Annotated in this window: 13 protein-coding genes; 7 read left to right on the plus strand and 6 right to left on the minus strand. The window is 44.1% G+C overall.

Annotation, left to right across the window (positions count from 1 at the left end; translation table 11 throughout):
- The first annotated feature begins 199 nt into the window (after positions 1–199).
- Together BJP34_RS32555 and BJP34_RS32560 are read left to right on the plus strand one after the other, a co-directional pair.
- Positions 200–1,192 carry a ribose-phosphate pyrophosphokinase gene (locus tag BJP34_RS32555; protein ID WP_070395909.1) on the plus strand — a complete coding sequence of 331 codons (993 nt, stop codon included), beginning with the start codon at positions 200–202 and terminating at the stop codon, positions 1,190–1,192.
- Positions 1,193–1,743: 551 nt separating this feature from the next.
- Positions 1,744–2,502, plus strand: coding sequence for a class I SAM-dependent DNA methyltransferase (locus tag BJP34_RS32560; RefSeq protein WP_070395910.1), 759 nt, complete (start codon positions 1,744–1,746; stop codon positions 2,500–2,502).
- 73 nt (positions 2,503–2,575) lie between these two features.
- On the opposite strand, the gene BJP34_RS32565 is transcribed toward BJP34_RS32560, so the two are convergent.
- The gene (locus tag BJP34_RS32565) at positions 2,576–3,994 is read right to left on the minus strand and encodes a DUF4335 domain-containing protein (RefSeq protein ID WP_070395911.1); all 1,419 of its coding nucleotides are present in this window, start codon (positions 3,992–3,994) and stop codon (positions 2,576–2,578) included.
- Between the two features lie 170 nt (positions 3,995–4,164).
- Complete coding sequence (locus BJP34_RS32570; RefSeq protein ID WP_070395912.1) at positions 4,165–4,770, minus strand: DUF3038 domain-containing protein; 606 nt, start codon at positions 4,768–4,770, stop codon at positions 4,165–4,167.
- A 706-nt stretch (positions 4,771–5,476) separates the two neighbouring features.
- Here BJP34_RS32570 and BJP34_RS32575 point away from each other — a divergent pair.
- The 3 genes from BJP34_RS32575 (at position 5,477) to BJP34_RS32585 (ending at position 8,186) form a co-directional block, all read left to right on the plus strand.
- Positions 5,477–5,995: an adenine phosphoribosyltransferase gene (locus BJP34_RS32575; RefSeq protein ID WP_070395913.1), complete on the plus strand. Its 519-nt coding sequence runs from the start codon at positions 5,477–5,479 to the stop codon at positions 5,993–5,995.
- A gap of 396 nt (positions 5,996–6,391) precedes the next feature.
- Complete coding sequence (locus tag BJP34_RS32580) at positions 6,392–7,456, plus strand: ABC transporter permease (protein WP_070395914.1); 1,065 nt, start codon at positions 6,392–6,394, stop codon at positions 7,454–7,456.
- A gap of 436 nt (positions 7,457–7,892) precedes the next feature.
- A complete protein-coding gene (locus tag BJP34_RS32585) occupies positions 7,893–8,186 on the plus strand; it encodes a hypothetical protein (protein ID WP_070395915.1) in 294 nt (97 codons plus the stop codon).
- A 28-nt stretch (positions 8,187–8,214) separates the two neighbouring features.
- Here the strand turns inward: BJP34_RS32585 and BJP34_RS41570 are convergent, their stop codons facing one another.
- Complete coding sequence (locus BJP34_RS41570) at positions 8,215–8,400, minus strand: hypothetical protein (RefSeq protein WP_149031298.1); 186 nt, start codon at positions 8,398–8,400, stop codon at positions 8,215–8,217.
- A 70-nt stretch (positions 8,401–8,470) separates the two neighbouring features.
- Between BJP34_RS41570 and fusA the strand changes: the two genes are divergently transcribed.
- Positions 8,471–10,558 carry an elongation factor G gene (gene fusA / locus BJP34_RS32590; RefSeq protein ID WP_070395916.1) on the plus strand — a complete coding sequence of 696 codons (2,088 nt, stop codon included), beginning with the start codon at positions 8,471–8,473 and terminating at the stop codon, positions 10,556–10,558.
- A gap of 65 nt (positions 10,559–10,623) precedes the next feature.
- On the opposite strand, the gene BJP34_RS32595 is transcribed toward fusA, so the two are convergent.
- The 3 genes from BJP34_RS32595 to BJP34_RS38010 form a co-directional block, all read right to left on the minus strand.
- Complete coding sequence (locus BJP34_RS32595) at positions 10,624–12,357, minus strand: glycoside hydrolase family 9 protein (RefSeq protein ID WP_070395917.1); 1,734 nt, start codon at positions 12,355–12,357, stop codon at positions 10,624–10,626.
- A gap of 30 nt (positions 12,358–12,387) precedes the next feature.
- Positions 12,388–13,170 carry a 3-methyl-2-oxobutanoate hydroxymethyltransferase gene (gene panB, locus BJP34_RS32600; RefSeq protein WP_070395918.1) on the minus strand — a complete coding sequence of 261 codons (783 nt, stop codon included), beginning with the start codon at positions 13,168–13,170 and terminating at the stop codon, positions 12,388–12,390.
- 194 nt (positions 13,171–13,364) lie between these two features.
- A complete protein-coding gene (locus BJP34_RS38010; protein ID WP_083305467.1) occupies positions 13,365–13,571 on the minus strand; it encodes a hypothetical protein in 207 nt (68 codons plus the stop codon).
- Positions 13,572–13,667: 96 nt separating this feature from the next.
- Between BJP34_RS38010 and BJP34_RS32605 the strand changes: the two genes are divergently transcribed.
- On the plus strand, positions 13,668–14,621 hold the full coding sequence (locus BJP34_RS32605; RefSeq protein ID WP_070395919.1) for a glycosyltransferase family 2 protein: 954 nt from the start codon (positions 13,668–13,670) through the stop codon (positions 14,619–14,621).
- The last annotated feature ends 262 nt before the right edge of the window (positions 14,622–14,883 follow it).

Consider the following 14,883-nt stretch of genomic DNA (forward strand, 5'->3'; position numbering starts at 1 on the left):
AAACAACTGCTTGAGTTCTCAGGTTCGTGTGATGGTAAGACACTATATATAGTGTCTTTAGTCAACACTTCTGTTAGAGCAACGCTATAAAAATTAATAAAATATTAATCAAATTTAAATAAATAATTATAAAAATTATTATAAAAGGGATATTCTTAGAATGTTAAGATCGCGTTGAAATAAGCTTCGAGGGTTTGCTGTGAGCAGTTCAGTTACTTTAGAGCTTCAACCTCTTCTGCCCCAGATTGCCGCTAACAATCGTTTAAGACTATTTTCTGGTTCGGCAAATGTTTCCCTTTCTCAGGAAGTAGCACGTTATCTAGGCCTCGACTTGGGACCGATGGTACGGAAACGATTTGCTGATGGGGAGCTCTATGTCCAAATTCAAGAATCCATCAGGGGGTGTGATGTTTACCTGATTCAACCGACTTGCTATCCGGTGAATGATTACCTGATGGAGTTACTTATTATGATCGATGCTTGCCGTCGAGCCTCAGCGCGGCAAGTTACTGCTGTGATTCCTTACTATGGTTATGCGCGAGCAGACCGTAAAACGGCGGGGCGTGAGTCCATTACAGCCAAGCTGGTGGCTAACCTGATTACTGGAGCAGGTGCTAATCGGATTTTGGCAATGGATTTGCACTCCGCTCAAATTCAAGGTTATTTCGATATCCCCTGTGACCATGTCTACGGTTCACCAGTATTGCTACAATATCTGGCTTCTAAGCACCTAAGTGATCTAGTAGTAGTTTCGCCGGACGTTGGTGGTGTGGCTAGAGCCAGAGCCTTTGCCAAAAAGCTATATGATGCCCCCCTTGCCATTATTGACAAGCGCAGGCAAGCTCACAATATCGCTGAAGTGATGAATGTGATTGGGGATGTCAAGGGTAAAACTGCGGTGCTAGTCGATGATATGATTGACACTGCTGGCACGATTTGTGAAGCTGGCAAAGTACTGCGTCAAGAAGGGGCTCGTCAAGTCTATGCTTGTGCAACCCATGCCGTGTTTTCGCCACCAGCTATAGAGCGCCTCTCTAGTGGAGTGTTTGAAGAAGTAATTGTTACCAATAGTATTCCACTACCGGACGCCAAACGGTTTCCACAGCTGACAGTGCTTTCAGTGGCTAACTTATTGGGTGAAACCATCTGGCGTATTCATGAAGACTCTTCTGTCAGCAGTATGTTTCGTTAAAAATCCCCCCTGGAGCAGGGGGGATTTTAATTTTAAACGGTTGTGTTGAGTGTTGAGTGTTGACTAGACACAAGCAATGGTTAAGGGTCAACCCATAACGCAACTGGGTATCAGCGAAGATTCAATTTGCCACTAACAATTATTCCTTTGGATAGGAGGTGGGTAAAAACGGGAGAAACGGGATAGAGCGGTGCGACCCCGCGCTTTTTAAAAGCTAAGTGTGAACGCGAACCGTGGGGGAATTTTTATTAATAAAAAGTGCGACCCGTGGCGAATTTAATTCTTAATGGATCAAGCGTACCTTAGGTATTTTTAACCTAAAAAAAACTCTCCCCACCACCCCACCTCCGTTTCACCCGCCCGATTGACCTGCCTGCCGACGAACGGGGAGATTATAAACGGTTGCTTCTGTGTTAGGTATTGAGATTCAAAATGGTCAAAACCTTTTGAATACAGGCTTCCAGCTTCATTTTTGGATTCTGAGTTTTAACGTTTATTTATGCCCACCTAAATGATCTTCTTATATAGAAATTCAAAGAGGCGTGATTTTGATGGGAAAACAAAAATCTTCTGATTTGGTGTCTGTGGACAATAAATACACAGAACTAGCCAAGTATTATGACAACTTCATGACATCTGGCTATTATGACTATCAGGATTATGCCACATCATTGCAGGAAATTTTGGGTGAAAGAAGAAAAATTCTGGATATGGGGCTGGGGACCGGCTTATTAACGGAGCAGATGTTGTTATTGGAGAATTATCATATAACAGGTATTGATTTTTCGCCCGCGATGCTTGCACAAGCAGAAGTAAGACTCAAGGATACTTCGGTTAGGCTCGTATGTGCAGATATTGAGGATTATGAAATCAGCGAGACATTTGAGGCTGTTATTTCGACTGGGGGAGTTCTCAGTATATCGTACAGAGAAAAAGAAAAACAATATCGGCTGTATAGTTATTGCTCTAACAAAGATGCCCAGATCAGATTGCTGAACAAACTGTATGATCTTTTAGATAAGGATGGTATTTTATGTATCTCGATTCAAGGGGAGCATACCAATTATGAAATGCCAATCAAAGATGGGATCGTGTATGCACAAAAAACCAACTTTGGAGAACAATCATTACAGAAGACTTATAAATTTTCAGAAAATGGCAAGATACTTTCTCAACAACAAGTGCGATTACTATTTTTCGATGAAATAGAGTATCTTAGCATGTTCGCAACTGCAGGGTTTTCCTTGGTTGGGCAAGAGCGGACGCAAAAATTCTGCATTTTTCGGAAAAACGAATTGAAAAAAGGGTAAGAATTCAGGTGAGGGCGGATTGACAAAATATTGAAATCCGCGTCTCGCATTTTGTTAAATTAGCCACAGGAAATTATTCCTTGCTCCTGTAGGGACTAACATCTAACTCACCATTAGTTTTAAACACTACTCGGAAATGACCAAGGGGCTTCTGGGGTACTAACCCAGTCCCTTCGCCACCAATGCCAGCTGCTGCTGGCTTGATTAGGCGTTCTAGAGGAGTTTCTTGGGAGTAATCCCAAGACTCTTTATCAATTGCTTCATAATCAGCAATGATACCCTCTTCAGTCACAGCTACTCGATACGTTAAATCTTGAGGATAGCTGGAGGTTTTATTCCAACTATCACCAATTTTCTGAGACACTTTGTCTTTCAAATCATTAATGACAGCGATGTCAGTAATTTCTGGACCTAGGGTAATCTTACCCATATAACCATTCCAAGGACTGATTTCGAGAATCCCTTCGTCTTCCCCTTGTTTAAATAAAACCTGGAACTGAGCAATAGGTTCTTGGGTAGCAATATTGCCTGTAGTTTTGGTGTAAAGCAATTCAGGCAGGGGGGTTTGCTCTGCTCCATCCAAGGGTGTGCCCTTAACAGGTTTGTAGCCTAAAATCGCACCATCTCTGCCAACACTAACCTGATAGTTTAAATTCCCAGCAAACTGTTCCCGGTTCCCCCAAGCTCGAAAAATTCGCTTTTGCAGGCTTCTTTGTATATAGCGCAACTCTGTGGGATCAGTAATTTCTGGTGCAGTTGTGAGCACTTTTTCTAGCTCCTCAATCGAGAGTGGTGTTCCCTTTGGTGTTGGTGTTGGTATTACCTGAGGGTCACTCTCCCCAGTTGAGGTACTGGTTTGATTGGAATTTTCCTCTGTTCGGGCAGGTTCGGGTTCCCGTACTTCTGGAATCGGTACAAAGAAAAATGCGATCGCAGCTAGAGCCAAACTTGCCATGCCCAGTGCAGCGGGTGCAGTACGCTCGGTTACTGGTTTTTCAGCTTGGCGATAGTGCTTAGAAACAGGCTGCAACGAAACGCTAATATCTGGTAGGGTTCGTCCATCAGCCAAAAACTGGTCAATCGCCTCAACCAAGTCAAACAACTGCACTGTGTTCAAATCTACATGGAGACCTTTCCCTGAGTTGGTCATTGCTCCTGAGTTGGGAGTATCTAGCAGTGTCAGTCGATGCACATTTTTGTCCTCGACTTTCTGCAGATGCACCTTAGCTGGTTTCTCAGCATTGGGTTTGGGGTGAGGTACTTTAGACAAAAATTCCTGAGCATAGCGGCTTACACTATCTACCAAGTCCTCAAAAAAATCCCGCCCACCACTGAGGGGTTGTTTCATAGCCCCTAAATGGCATTCCGCATTAGTTAGAGTTGTCAGCAATGGTCGGGGATCTGGCTGTAACCCATCCCCTGTGGTACTATTACTCCAACCCTCCAGGATAAGGGTACAGTTGGGAAGACTGTACTGGCGTCGAATTGTCATCGGCTGTTCCTGCTGAAAAATCCCCTTCAACCTCTTAGACTAGCATTGAGGGAATGGGTAATGGATAATGGGTAATGAATAATGGGTAATTGATAATGGCTAATTGATAAGTCACCTGACTATTACTTGATACTTGATGGCATGTCGATAATCAGCAACAACAAAAACATTCAAGGCAATTCCCCATCAAACAGACTAGTCCATAATCTTTGCCTTCCAGAAGTGCCTGTACAGAACAGAAGCTCACTCAATAGAGAAATTGCGAGTTGATTCAACTTTTCTTCAGAGTTATAGGCAGCGACTTTAGAGCGACGGGGGTTCATCCGGCTGCGAAAATGAGCCTGGAACCTTTCCAAATACTTAGATAGGCGAAAATGTTGTTCTAGAGGTACCTGCTTTTCCAGCAGTTGTTCATAAGCCGTCAACAACTGCCGAATCAGAACTGTCATTCGGCGTGCCATATGACTAGCAATCACCACTAAAGCCTTAGCTTCTTCTGGAGTTAGAGGACGTCGTGTGTAAGAGCGCCGCCAGGGATTGGTAGAGCGCATACGCCAAAGAACAACACGATTTTTAATAATCTCCTGAAGTTCCAGCTCTCTAGCCGCCAATAGCATTGCCTCAGAACCTCCCAGTTCGAGAGCTTCAATGGCGAGTAAAATTAGGTCAATATGCAGCCGAGTTCGTGGTGGACAGCCTTGAGCTGGAATCCTGAAATCAGGTAGGCTATCTAAAATTATTGGGTTTGACTGGGAAGCAGGACTATTGGTCAGCATTACGGTCCGTCGAAAGATTCACTCTCCTTGCGCTTATCCTAACAGTGAAAACCTATTGAATAGATTTGTTCCAAGGAATTACCCAAGGTTCAGCTTTCTAGTGTACGCTTTTACAGAACGGCTCCAGGCTTTCATCCCCGTGTTTTTAAACCGGGGATGAAAGCCTGGTACCGACTTTAGTCGCCTAAATACAATTTTATTGAAAAGGTTGACAATTTTATAGCGCTAGAGTATCATTTAAATATGGGCACAGGCTGAAAATCCGAGGCACAACCGGGATAGAGACCCGCAATTGTTTGACCTTAAAGAAGAAATGCCCGGAGGGTAGGGAAAGTCCTCCTTAAAAACCCAATCATCAACTAACAATTGGTGTGTGAACCCAGCAAAAATACGACCCTCAGAAAAATAAATGGTACGGCGGGGCACGCCGAAACCAAGTGCAACAGAAAAGAAACGGACTTTATAAGGCACTTTTCAAAAAGTAACTAAACGCTATCGCGAGACTAGCCCGCTGGGTCTTTCGTGAACTGACTAGAATCTTGGTCTTGACGGGGTTCAGGTTTAGATATTGCCATTTGGACACGGAGGTTTAAGGCCGGTCGTAGATCTAGGAATCCCCGTCTTTTTAAAGCGGGGAGTGTCAAAGAAAGGGAATGGCAAGCTATAGTTTGAGTCAAACCCCATTGATAACTAACTTCACCTACCAATGGATTTAAAATCTCTGATTCGCGATATCCCTGACTTTCCCAAACCAGGGATTGTATTTAGGGATATCACTACCCTCCTGAGAAATCCAGAAGGACTTCGCTACACTATCGATACCTTAGCTCAAAAATTTCAGCAAGCAGGAGTAAGCGCTGATTACGTTGTTGGTATGGAGTCTCGTGGTTTTATATTTGGACCACCCATAGCTTACCAACTCGGGGCTGGGTTTGTCCCAGTGCGCAAACCAGGTAAGCTACCAGCAGCGGTATACTCGGCTGAATATGATCTAGAATACGGCACAGATACGTTGGAAGTCCATCAAGATGCTTTCACACCTAACTCCCAGGTTGTGATTATTGATGATTTAATAGCTACTGGAGGAACGGCAGCAGCTACAGTCAAGCTGGTAGAACAAGCAGGCGGTCAAGTGGTAGGTCTTGGCTTTATCATCGAATTACAGGCTTTAGGTGGACGTCAGCAACTGCCTGATGTTCCCTTGATCACCCTGGTTGACTATTAGTTAACCATTACTTATTAGTCATTGCTCAAAAGATAAGTTTATGGTTCTTCAGTACCTACTATGCTAAATTTATAGTTAAAAACCCACGAAACGCTTACTGTGTAAGGGTTATGAGGCTATTTAACCATAAATTTTTCCAATATAGCTGCCTCTTCCTCCTGCTCCGTTCGCGTAGCGTGGCCAACGGCCTCAGTCCCTGCTCCGTTCGCGTAGCGTGGCCAACGGCCTCAGTCCCTTTGGCAAAGTGTTAATTTAGCATAACAAGTACGGAAGAGCCAAGTTTATAAGAATTAAGAATTAAGAATTAAGAATTAAGAATTAAGAATTAAGAATTAAGAATTAAGAATTAAAGGACTTTAAAGCAATGACGAATGACTAACAACTAACGACTATTATATGACTTCTTCTACTAGAGATTCTAGCATTATCAATCGGTTTGATGGGGCTTGGCATAGACTAAAACTTCTGGTCACGAGTGAGACCTTTCTGTATGTAGTTAAGCGACTGTTGCAGGGTCTTTTGACCTTGCTGTTGGCATCTGCTCTAAGTTTTGCCATTATTCAGCTTGCACCAGGAGATTTTCTGGATACCCTCAGGCAAAATCCCAAAATTTCTCCGGAACGAATCGAGGAACTCAAGGAGCAATTTGGTTTAGATCAGCCAGCAATTATTCAGTATTGGCGTTGGCTAGTAAGAGTTGTGACCAAGTTTGACTTTGGTACTAGTTTCGCTTACTTCCGTCCTGTGTCATCTTTGTTATTAGAGCGGATACCAGCCACCTTACTCTTAGCCGTAGCCTCAATCTTTATTACTTGGGCGATCGCTATTCCTCTCGGTATCCTGGCTGCTGTTAATCAGAATCGAACCACTGACCGATTCCTGCAAGTCATTAGCTACACAGGTCAGGGTTTCCCCAGCCTAATCACTGCTCTGTTGCTGCTCATACTCGCCCAGAATCTTTCCCCCTTATTTCCTGTCGGTAGTATGACCAGTATCAATCATGATGATTTATCCGCCATTGGAAAGGTTTTGGATATTGGCTGGCATATGATTTTGCCAACTATTGCTCTATCCATTACTAGTTTTGCAGGTCTACAGCGAATTACTAGGGGTGAATTGCTGGATGTGCTACGGCAAGACTACATTCAGACCGCTCGTGCTAAGGGACTACCAGAAAATCGAGTTATTTATATCCATGCCTTGCGCAATGCTATCAATCCTCTGATTACCATCCTTGGCTTTGAGTTTGCGTCTCTACTCAGTGGCTCATTTATTGCTGAAATTTTCTTCAACTGGCCAGGTTTAGGTCGTTTGATTTTACAGGCGGTAACTGCTCAAGACCTCTATCTGGTCATGGGAAGCTTGATGATGGGGGCTACAATGCTGATTTTGGGGAATTTGTTAGCAGACTTGCTTCTAAAAGTGGTTGATCCTCGAATACGTCTAGAAGATTTGAAATAGACAATGGATAATGAAGTCTCGAGGATGAAGTGGTAACTCTGTGTTTCCTTGTCCGAAATTCCCTTTTGAGGTCAATTTTTTTTGACAACCAAAATAGAATAAGACCTTTGATTAAATCAGGAACAAAATACTGAAAGTATTGTCCCTAATACCTCCTGCCTTATGCCTTCAGCATAGCTGCCTTCCTAACTCGCGGACGTGCCTCAGCACTATTTTCGTAAGTATTCAGCCGTCAGCGATCAGCTATCAGCTATCAGCTAATGCGCTACCCGCACGCTAATTGATGTGCTAGCAGACACTTTCACTGCACTGGGTCGGATGAGTAAAATGAGCAGGGATTTTCAAGCAGCAGTACCACTCAGTAAGCTGATTTTATACCTTCCGTTGATTAGCTGACTGCTGACTGCTGATAGCTGAATGCTTACCTATTTTCAAGATGTTCACCCAAATTCATTATCTGATTCTTTCTAGAAGGAACGGTCGTTATCTAGTTGCCCAACCGAAAGCTGGTAGCCCAGAGGCTGGAGCTGGATATCTGTTGATGTTTCGCGAACACTTTGATGCCCTGAGTTATCTCAATACCCACGGTGCTGATTTAGCTGACGAATTTTCTGTAGAGTCGGTTTCAGGGAGTCAGTTGAAGAATTTGCTTGAACGGTGGGGGTTTGTTGGTGTGGGTGTTGTTCAAGATCCATTGGTCCCTCAAATTGAGTTTTTTTCTTACGGATAAGGGCTATTAGGTGACACAAGCAGACTATTCAACTAGCCCAAAAAATAGCGATCGCATTTTCCAAAGCTCTGTGGCTTGACTGTGGATAATTGATAGTCCTACAAACCGTCGTTCCCTGATTAATTTTTTTGAGCAGGCAATGATGGCGAGGGCTGGTTATTCTGTGATTGATATTTCCTCTTGCTTGTCCATCAGGACAACAATGATACCCCATCAGGGCATACTGTTGTTAATATGCATAGATTTTGTTTAAATTTTATTAAGGAGTAAATAAAGGAGTAACTATGAAAGACCTCACTAGTTATCGAAATATAGGTATCTTTGCTCACGTGGACGCAGGCAAGACAACTACGACGGAGAGGATACTAAAACTTACCGGGAAAATCCACAAAATTGGTGAGGTTCACGAAGGTGCAGCTACAACGGACTTTATGGAACAGGAACAAGAGCGCGGTATTACTATTCAGTCTGCCGCCACCAGTTGTTTCTGGAAAGACCACCAACTCAACATTATTGATACCCCAGGTCACGTAGACTTTACCATTGAAGTTTACCGTTCTCTGAAGGTTCTCGACGGTGGCGTTGGTGTTTTCTGTGGCTCAGGTGGTGTAGAACCCCAGTCAGAAACTAACTGGCGCTACGCCAATGACTCAAAAGTTGCTCGGATTATCTACGTAAACAAACTTGACCGTCTGGGGGCTGATTTCTACCGAGTTGTTAAGCAGGTAGAAGATGTCCTTGGTGCTAAGCCTCTGGTAATGGTACTGCCGATCGGAACTGAGAACGATTTTGTGGGTTTAGTAGATTTGCTAACCCGTAAGGCATGGGTATGGGATGAGTCTGGGGATCCCATGAACTATGAGCTTCAAGATGTTCCCGCCGACATGGTTGATGATGTAGAAACCTACCGCGAGCAGTTAATTGAAATGGCTGTGGAGCAGGATGACGAGGTGATGGAACAGTATCTAGAAGGGGAAGAACCAGATATCGAAAGCCTTAAGCGTTGCATTCGCAAGGGAACTCGTGATCTGGCTTTCTTCCCTACCTACTGCGGTTCATCCTTCAAGAATAAAGGGGTGCAGTTGGTACTTGATGCTGTAGTTGACTACCTCCCGAATCCCACTGAAGTCAAACCCCAGCCAGAAATCGATCTAGAAGGTAACGAAACCGGTACACTGGCCTATGTTGACCCAGAAAAACCTTTGCGTGCCTTGGCATTTAAGATCATGGATGACCGCTTTGGTGCTCTGACCTTTACCCGTATCTACTCAGGAACCTTATCCAAGGGTGACACAGTACTTAATACCTTCACCGGTAAAACTGAGCGTATTGGTCGTTTGGTAGAAATGCATGCGGATTCCAGGGAAGAAATTAACTCTGCCCAGGCAGGTGATATTGTTGCCATCGTTGGCATGAAAAATGTCCAGACTGGGCATACCCTCTGTGATCCGAAAAATCCTGCTACTCTTGAGCCGATGGTCTTCCCAGACCCCGTGATTTCCATTGCGATCGCACCTAAGAAAAAAGGTGGCTCTGAGAAAATGGGCATTGCCCTGAGCAAGATGGTACAGGAAGACCCATCTTTCCACGTTGAAACTGACCAGGAAAGTGGCGAAACGATCATTAAGGGCATGGGTGAGCTGCACCTAGACATTAAGGTTGATATCCTGAAACGGACTCATGGCGTTGAGGTGGAGGTAGGTAAGCCCCAAGTGGCATACCGTGAGTCCATTACTAAGCGCATCGAAGACAGCTATACCCACAAGAAGCAGTCTGGTGGTTCTGGTCAATATGGTAAAATCGATTACATTATTGAACCTGGTGAAACCGGTACTGGCTTCCAGTTTGAGTCCAAGGTCACTGGTGGTAATGTCCCCAGAGAATTTTGGCCTGCTGTGCAAAAGGGCTTTGAAAGCAGTATTCAAAAGGGTCTGTTGGCTGGATTCCCTTGTGTGGACTTCAAGGTTACCTTGACCGATGGTGCCTACCACCCCGTAGACTCATCGGCTATAGCCTTTGAAATTGCGGCCAGGGCTGCTTATCGGCAATCCTTTGGCAAGGCTTCACCTCAATTGTTAGAGCCAATTATGAAAGTGGATGTCTTCACCCCAGAAGATTACATGGGGGATGTAATTGGTGACCTCAATCGCCGCCGTGGGATGATTAAGTCTCAGGAGAAAACTCTTACTGGTGCTCGAATTAAGGCAGATGCACCCTTGAGTGAGATGTTTGGCTATATTGGTGACCTGCGTACTATGACATCTGGTCGTGGTCAGTTCTCAATGGAGTTCTCCCACTACGCCCCTTGCCCAAATAATGTGGCAGAAGAGGTAATTAAGGAAGTGAAAGAACGCGAGGAAGCCGCTAAATAATCTTTTGATTTAACCAAAGTTCCTGGCTGGTTTTACACTGGCCAGGAACATCATGTTATCAATGATTAAGTCTGTGCGATCACCATCCCCATCAAGGCAATCACCGAAGCATTGTAATCAATCGCATATTCATTAGTAGCCCAAGAGCGCTCATCATCCACATAACTCAACATTCCCAACCCTTTAGGAGCAATCTCATCCTGGGCATCAGTATTAGGACCCCCTACCATCAGACCAGGGATAACAATTTTTTTAGCTCGGGAAATCCGGTGATGAACATTACGCACGGAGTTGCTACCAACACCGGTAATAAAGCAAAGATTAAAATGATTCCGCCCCAGCAAATAATCTAACTGCTCAACAGCTGCCTTGTAGTAGCCTCTATTCCCAGTGATGCGGTAGGCATACAGTAGCGTAATTCCTTCTTCAGCTACCTTGTGATTAGATGCCCAATGGAATTTATCAATAGCTAAACGGTAGCCACTACGGTTAATCTTTTCCATCAGAGTATCAGCCCTTCGCATCAGCCTAGCTGTGATTTCTAATTTCAGTTTGTCTGACCTCTTCCTTTGTTTCTGCACCAAATAGTTAACCATTGCTAGAGAAGAGGGATCTTTCCAACCAAAATCACTATAGTCAAAGGCTTTGATAGTTTTAGCTAAGTATTTCTCGTAGCTAGTCTCCCCTGTAGTAATAAACAGTTCTACGGCTGCCCAGAAGCGGTCATCTTGATCTGTTTTTAAGGATTCTTGCTGATCCCACTCTCCAAAAAGATACTTACCTGAACCGGTGTCATCTCCTTCTTGCCAATCCACCTTCATAGACCGCTGTTTTTGGAGAAACCCCCAGGCTTTCTGAGCTGCTTGTAAGTAGGTTTGAGCTTGTTGCTTGTCAAAGGGAGTGTAAACTCTAGCAGCCATTGCCATTACTGCTGCAAACTTGCCAGTCTCAGGTGTCGAAATCCCAAAAATGTACCGTGCTTGAGTATCTTGATTGGGTAGAATTTCCCCTGGCCAATTTTTTCCTGACAGCTTGCGGTAGACAGCACCATCCTCCCGCTGCATCTTCAACAGCCAATCTAATCCTACTTTGACCTCATCGAGTAGGTCAGGTCTACCATTTCCGCTTTCTGGTATAGTTAATTGCTTATCCCTAAATAATTTAGGATATTGCTCGTACAAGCTTAACAACCGTCCGATGGTGACTGTCATTGGCGCAACATATTTACCAAAATCCCCAGCATCATGCCAGCCACCTTGGGCAGATTTCAAGTCACCAGCTTTATGAAACTCATCGTTGTGGGCAATAATCCCATCTTTGAGATGGCAGGGGGGATGTTTTACTCCAGATACTGAATCATTTACAGCAACACCGCACCGTTGCAAATAGTAAGACCGGAGTAGCTTTGTAAAGGTATCCTTATAAATTTCTTTACCAATACCAAAGGGATAAGATTGACTATAGCCGTATTTGAGGTAATAGCTACCTGATTTATCGAATTTAGTAAAATCAATAACCCTAATCTTATCATTACTAGCTTTATCCTTTACAGAGTTTCCCAGGTTGGTCACAAAAACCGTTTTGTGAGTGATTAAATCAACAAGTTCAACCTGCTTGTTTTCCGAATTGGGGGCATTGATTAAGAACGCCAACTTAGGTCCAGTTGGGTAATAACCTATTTGATTGATAACAATTTTTCCTCTACCTGCTGGATTATAGGGTTGAGCATTAACCTTGGAAAAAATTCCATAAGCGATCGCACTGATCCAGCCGATAAAAAATCTTCTATCTATTTTCATCGTGAAGCTTTTACTTGAATGATATCTTGATTATGGGTCTAATGGAAATTTTCCAGAACGAACCTCTGTACTAAACTCCTGCACGGCTTGGGTAATTACCTGGCGCAAATTGACATAAGACTTAGCAAAGGGTGGCTGACGCTCTGAAAGTCCTAGTAAATCTGCTGTCACTAACACCTGCCCATCACAGTGGGGTCCAGCTCCAATGCCAATGGTGGGAATAGTTAATTTTTGTGTAATTGACCTTGCTAAATCCGGTGGAATATGTTCTAAAACGATAGCAAAGGCACCAGCTTGCTCCAATGCGATCGCATCCTGTAAAATCCGCTCCCCAGTTTCCGCTGTTTTTCCTTGTTGCCGTAAACCTAGCAGATGAATAGACTGGGGTGTTAAACCTACATGACCCATCACCGGAATTCCCACAGCGGTAAGCCTCCCCACCGTTTCAGCCATGGCAGGATATCCTCCCTCCAACTTCACTGCCAATGCCCCAGTTTCCTTCAACACTCTACCGGCAGAGTGGATTGCCTGCTGAGGACTTTCCTGATAACTCAAAAACGGCAAATCACAAACCACTAATGCCCGTTTAACACCGCGACACACCGCTTTGGCATGGTGAATCATTTCCTCAAGGGTGACTGGCAGCGTTGTGGAGTAACCCAGCGTAACCATTCCTAGAGAATCCCCGACCATGATTATGTCTACTCCCGCTTCATCCAACAGCTGAGCGATCGCATAATCCGCAGCGGTCAGCACCACAATCTGGCGCTCCTGTTGTTTCCATTGATTCAACTGCTTGATAGTAACTGCCATAACCAATAAGAGTTTCAGTCAATCCAATTACTTATTCTGAAAGATGCTGATGAAAAAAACTAAACTGAACTATGGAAATCTTTGTAAAGAAGCGTCAACTAATGACTTCAGTGTAATCTCATCGTAAGCTCTCAGTTATCAGCTCTCAGCTGTCAGCTATCAGCTATCAGCTCTGAGTTATCAGCTCTCAGCTGTCAGCTCTCAGCCATTCGCGTAGCGTGGCCACAGGCCTTGGCCTGTGGCCACGCTACACCCAGCTTTTGAATAAAATAAGCTGACGGCTGACGGCTGACGGCTGACGGCTGACGGCTGACGGCTGACCACTGACCGCTGACCACTGACCGTTGACCACTGACTGTTGAATACTTACATGTTATATGTACAATAGATTTATAACCCATTAACACTATATGGGTTAATGAAAGTAATCAAGAAGGTTGAACAATCCTGGTTGAGTAGGGAATACTAAGAATGAAGCTTCCTCGATCAGGTTCCCTATGTCAGAGCCTCTAATTTCTGCCATCATCTGCACCCACAATCGTGAAGAATATTTGGGTGCAGCCATTGATAGCTTGCTACAGCAGGATTTTGCCGATTATGAAGTAATTGTGGTCGATAATGCCTCAAGCGATCGCACCCGTAACATAGTTGACCAACGCTTAGACAACTCTCGACTAAACTATGTTTATGAACCCGTACTTGGTTTATCCGTAGCTCGTAACACCGGGGCTGCCACTGCCTCTGCTCCTATTTTAGCTTATCTGGATGATGATGCCGTTGCCAGTCCCCGTTGGCTTAAGACAATTTACGAAGCTTATCAAAGTAACGAGAAACTAGCAATTGCTGGTGGTAAAGTAACCCTATTGTGGCCAGATGGCATTACCTCTCCGACCTGGTTATCACCAGACCTAGCCGGAAATTTGGGAGCTTATGACCTAGGGGAAACCCTAGTTGAAATCCAAAATCCTGGTTTGACTCCCAGAGGTTTAAATTACTCGATCAGGCGGACTTTCCTGGAGAAAATCGGTGGTTTTGATGTCAATTTAGGTCGTGTGGGTAAAAATCTGTTATCTAATGAAGAGTTACATATGACAGAATTAGCTCTCCAGGATGGTTGGCAGGTTGCTTATCTACCTGATGCTCTAGTAGCTCACAATGTTGCCCCAGAACGAATCAATAAACGTTGGTTTTTGAATCGTGGTTGGTGGCAAGGTATTAGCGAGTGTTACCGTGAACAATTGGTTGGTCGTGCTGGTACTGCCCAATTTTTACGGGGAGGTGAACGAATGATCCGAGGAATCTACAAATCCTTGAAGCACTTCCGCAATCCAGCTCTGCGCTTTGATAATTTGGTTTATGCCTATGGTCAAATCGGTTATCTGAGTGCAGTAATTAAAGGAATGCTACAAAGGAGCAACTCCTCTCTATCCCACAATCAGTCCAGTCATTAATCAGACTGGATAATAGGTTATCTTATATTATATAGCAATCCGTGTAGGAATTCAGATAATTTTGATGGGATATTCCCTACTCCCATATCCGCTGTTCCCAGATCCGCTGTTCCCTGTTCCCTTTGCTATAGCACAGATAGTTTTGGTTTATTGTTGACTGTTAACTGTTGACTGATAAGCCTTAATTTTAGTTAAGGTTTGCTGTTAGTTATTATTGGCCAATATACTTTTCATAAAACTTCCACAATTGCAGGTGTTTAAT

Origin of the sequence: Moorena producens PAL-8-15-08-1, from assembly GCF_001767235.1 — a bacterium.
GTDB classification, from domain to species: Bacteria; Cyanobacteriota; Cyanobacteriia; order Cyanobacteriales; family Coleofasciculaceae; genus Moorena; species Moorena producens_A.

What these genes read in the sequence shown, in the direction of transcription:
- BJP34_RS32575 (WP_070395913.1), top strand. Translation starts at nt 5,477, where the DNA reads ATGGATTTAAAATCTCTGATTCGCGATATCCCTGACTTTCCCAAACCA.
- BJP34_RS32580 (WP_070395914.1), top strand. Translation starts at nt 6,392, where the DNA reads ATGACTTCTTCTACTAGAGATTCTAGCATTATCAATCGGTTTGATGGG.
- BJP34_RS32585 (WP_070395915.1), top strand. Translation starts at nt 7,893, where the DNA reads ATGTTCACCCAAATTCATTATCTGATTCTTTCTAGAAGGAACGGTCGT.
- BJP34_RS41570 (WP_149031298.1), bottom strand. Translation starts at nt 8,400, where the DNA reads ATGGGGTATCATTGTTGTCCTGATGGACAAGCAAGAGGAAATATCAAT.
- BJP34_RS32570 (WP_070395912.1), bottom strand. Translation starts at nt 4,770, where the DNA reads ATGCTGACCAATAGTCCTGCTTCCCAGTCAAACCCAATAATTTTAGAT.
- BJP34_RS32565 (WP_070395911.1), bottom strand. Translation starts at nt 3,994, where the DNA reads ATGACAATTCGACGCCAGTACAGTCTTCCCAACTGTACCCTTATCCTG.
- fusA (WP_070395916.1), top strand. Translation starts at nt 8,471, where the DNA reads ATGAAAGACCTCACTAGTTATCGAAATATAGGTATCTTTGCTCACGTG.
- BJP34_RS38010 (WP_083305467.1), bottom strand. Translation starts at nt 13,571, where the DNA reads ATGGGTTATAAATCTATTGTACATATAACATGTAAGTATTCAACAGTC.
- panB (WP_070395918.1), bottom strand. Translation starts at nt 13,170, where the DNA reads ATGGCAGTTACTATCAAGCAGTTGAATCAATGGAAACAACAGGAGCGC.
- BJP34_RS32595 (WP_070395917.1), bottom strand. Translation starts at nt 12,357, where the DNA reads ATGAAAATAGATAGAAGATTTTTTATCGGCTGGATCAGTGCGATCGCT.
- BJP34_RS32560 (WP_070395910.1), top strand. Translation starts at nt 1,744, where the DNA reads ATGGGAAAACAAAAATCTTCTGATTTGGTGTCTGTGGACAATAAATAC.
- BJP34_RS32605 (WP_070395919.1), top strand. Translation starts at nt 13,668, where the DNA reads ATGTCAGAGCCTCTAATTTCTGCCATCATCTGCACCCACAATCGTGAA.